The sequence below is a fragment of the Amycolatopsis sp. SID8362 genome (genome assembly GCF_010550475.1).
In the GTDB taxonomy this organism is placed as follows: domain Bacteria; phylum Actinomycetota; class Actinomycetes; order Mycobacteriales; family Pseudonocardiaceae; genus Amycolatopsis; species Amycolatopsis eburnea.
Genome location: NZ_JAAGNB010001778.1, coordinates 1 through 2,918, shown reverse-complemented (window position 1 = coordinate 2,918; position 2,918 = coordinate 1). Strand labels below are relative to the sequence as shown.

At 71.9% G+C, this 2,918-nt stretch carries 5 protein-coding genes; 1 reads left to right on the top strand and 4 read right to left on the bottom strand.

The genetic code is table 11. The features are described 5' to 3' along the window. Positions 1 to 128 precede the first annotated feature (128 nt). From G3I65_RS58550 to G3I65_RS54580, 3 genes are all read right to left on the bottom strand, one after another. A complete protein-coding gene (locus G3I65_RS58550; RefSeq protein ID WP_255482257.1) occupies positions 129 to 257 on the bottom strand; it encodes a hypothetical protein in 129 nt (42 codons plus the stop codon). Positions 258 to 376: 119 nt separating this feature from the next. Next, complete coding sequence (locus G3I65_RS54585; protein WP_160704327.1) at positions 377 to 1,156, bottom strand: trans-aconitate 2-methyltransferase; 780 nt, start codon at positions 1,154 to 1,156, stop codon at positions 377 to 379. 56 nt (positions 1,157 to 1,212) lie between these two features. Beyond that, a complete protein-coding gene (locus G3I65_RS54580) occupies positions 1,213 to 1,671 on the bottom strand; it encodes a nuclear transport factor 2 family protein (protein WP_160704325.1) in 459 nt (152 codons plus the stop codon). A 90-nt stretch (positions 1,672 to 1,761) separates the two neighbouring features. Between G3I65_RS54580 and G3I65_RS54575 the strand changes: the two genes are divergently transcribed. Continuing rightward, on the top strand, positions 1,762 to 2,295 hold the full coding sequence (locus G3I65_RS54575; protein ID WP_160704323.1) for a TetR/AcrR family transcriptional regulator: 534 nt from the start codon (positions 1,762 to 1,764) through the stop codon (positions 2,293 to 2,295). On the opposite strand, the gene G3I65_RS54570 is transcribed toward G3I65_RS54575, so the two are convergent. After that, positions 2,286 to 2,918, bottom strand: a 633-nt coding sequence (locus G3I65_RS54570) for a hypothetical protein (RefSeq protein WP_160704321.1), incomplete at its 5' end; no start/stop codon positions are given. The genes G3I65_RS54575 and G3I65_RS54570 overlap by 10 nt on opposite strands.

The window sequence follows — 2,918 nt, the reverse complement described above, 5'->3', positions numbered from 1 at the left end:
CGACCGCCGACGTCTACCGGCGGGCGAAGCCGGCCGAACCGGTGGAGCTGCCGCGGCCGAAGATCGCCACCGGCAACGCGTTCGAGCCGGTCGCGGCCGGGATCCCGGAACTGTAGGTAGCGGGCCGCTCAGAAGCGGCAGGGCCGGACGCAGTCCGGCTGCCCCGCGACGGTTCCGGCCGGGGTCACCACGGCACCGTAGGAAAACGACAACACGACGAAGAGGGCGGCGACGGCCGTTCTCAACCTGCTGGTCATGGGGACTCCTCGGGGGCGATGGCGCGATGGGCGCCCTCGGAGCGAGCATCCGCGCCGCTCCCCGGGGAAACAACAGGCGGAACAGTAGGGGTGGCTACGCAATCGCGTATAGTGACCGGTCAGCGGGTTCCGGTGAGGATCCGCACCCGGACCGCCTCGCGGAGCGGTCCGTGCGGGGCCACCGCCGTCCGGACGCGGTCGGTGAAGGCCGGGCGCGCGTCCGGGGCGGGCAGCTGCTCGGGGCTCATGGCCGAAAAAACGCCACCGACCATCTCCTCGACGGTCAGCGTGGTCGCGTAGTCGACAACCCGCAGGTCGACGGCGTATCCGGCGGCCACCAGCGCCGCCGCGTAGCGCTCCTGGCTCGCCTCGGCCGTGCCGCACGTGCGATGCAGCGGCGTCCCCAGGTACGCCGACAGGACGTCCCGCAGCGCGGCGGACCACGCGGTGTCCTGCAGCCACAGCGGCTCGCCGTTCGTCACCACGGCGATGCCGCCCCCGGGGCGCAGCAGCGGACGAACGGCCGAAAACAGCCGTTCGTGGTCCATCCAGTGCAACGCCTGGGCGACCGTCACCGCGGCCAGGCGGCCGTTGCCGAAAACCGGCAACAGCGCGCCGACGTCGGTGTCGGCGCCGAGCAGCCAGGTGACGTTCGGCAGCGGGGTCGCCCGGCGGGCCTGCTCCAGCATCGCCGGCTCCGGGTCCATGCCGAGGACGGCGCCCGCCCGGGCGGCCAGGACCCGGGTGAGCTGGCCGGTGCCGCAGCCGAGGTCGAGGACGACGTCGTCGCGGGTCAGCGTGAACGCCGCGGCCAGCTCGTCCGCCGCTTCGGGCGGGTAGCCGCGGCGGAACCGCTGGTAGAACTCGCTCACTTCGCCGCCGAACGCCGGTGTGGTCATCTTTCGACCATGCCCCGGACGCCGGGCGGACGGGGCCGGTTCCGCTGCGGGCGGACCTAGAAGACCGGCAGCAGGAGGCCGTGTTCGGACGCCGGGCGCGGGCCGAAGATGCGGCGGTCGGCCTCGTCGATCGGGACGTCGTTGATGCTCGCCTCGCGCCGGCGCATCAGGCCTTCGTCGCTGAACTCCCAGAGCTCGTTGCCGTAGCTGCGGAACCACCGGCCATCGGCGGTGCGCGACTCGTACTGGAACCGGACGCCGATGCGGTTGCCGCGGAAGCCCCACAGCTCCTTGCGCAGCGCGTAGTCCAGCTCGCGCTCCCACTTCGCGGTCAGGAACCGGACGATCTCGGCGCGGCCCACGACGTGCTGGTCGCGGTTCCGCCAGACCGAGTCCTCGGTGTAGGCCAGCGAGACCTTCTCCGGGTCGCGGGTGTTCCACGCGTCTTCGGCGGCCTGGACCTTCTGGCGGGCGGTGTCCTCGTCGAAGGGCGGGAACGGGGGTCGCGGGGTCATGGCAGCTCCTTCCGGACGCGGAGAACGTGCGTTCTCCACTACGTCCGCTACCCTAGAGAACGCTCATTCTCCGCGCCAGAGGCAGGTGACGTGAATTCCACGGAAGCGACCGGCCGGCTGCTCGAAGCGGCCGAAGAGCTCTTCTACGCGCACGGGGTGCAGGCGGTCGGGATGGACGCCGTCCGCGAGCGCTCCGGCGTCTCGCTCAAACGGCTCTACCAGTGCTTCCCGGCGAAGAACGACCTGGTCGAGGCCTACTTGCGCCGCCGGGACGAGCGCTGGCGGAAGTCGTTGCGCGATTTCGTCCACGCCCGCGGGGACGATCCGCTCGCCGTCTTCGACTGGCTCGCGAACTGGTTCGCCGAACCCGGCTTCCGGGGTTGCGCGTTCATCAACTCCTTCGGCGAGTTCGGCGAACCCACCCCGGGCATCGCCGCCGCGATCCGGCTGCACAAGGACGAGGTGCGCGCGTACCTGCGTGGTCTGATTTCCGGCCAGAGGGTCGCCGACCAGCTGTTTTCGCTGGTCGAGGGCGCGACCGTGCTCGCCGCGATCACCGGTGACCCGGGCGAGGCGAACACGGCCCGCGAAGCCGCGAAGGTGCTGCTGGCCGCTCAGGGGTAGAGCGTCAGCCCCGGGTCGAGCGCGATCTCCGTCAGCTGCGCGAGGCTCAGCGGCGGCGACGGCATGTCGGGCGCACCGCCCCGCTTCGCGTCCCCGGCGACGTTCTCCGCGTCGAGGATGATGCCGGTGCCGTCGGGCTTGGTGACGTCCGATCGGTACATCGTCGGGCCGCCGGGCTGGAGCACCGTGGATTCGAGGATCGTTTCGCCGTGCGGCCCGGTCCGGCGGTGGCACGACCCCTCCGTGCGCTCGGGCGGGGGCGTGCACTCGGTGCTGGGTGTCGCGCTGCCGCCGAGCCGGGTGACGATCGCCATGACGTTGCCCTTGAGCTTCCCCTTCGCCGTCGTGGCCCACGACAAGAAGTAGTCCTCGCCGCCGCTGCACGTGCTTTCGTGGGGAACGGGCGCCGAAAACACGTGGAAGAACTCCAGCGGGCCGTGCGCGACCCCCTTCGGGTAGACGCCGTGTTCGTGGGGACCGAGCGTCGAGCCGGCCGCCAGCCGCTGCTGGACGGCGGCCGTGAGCACCGCCGTGAGCCGGCTCGACGCCGCCGCCGACGTCTCCGGGATCGGCGCGCCGGTCTGCGGCGGGTACGGCAGCGCCGCGCAGGGATTCTCCGACGG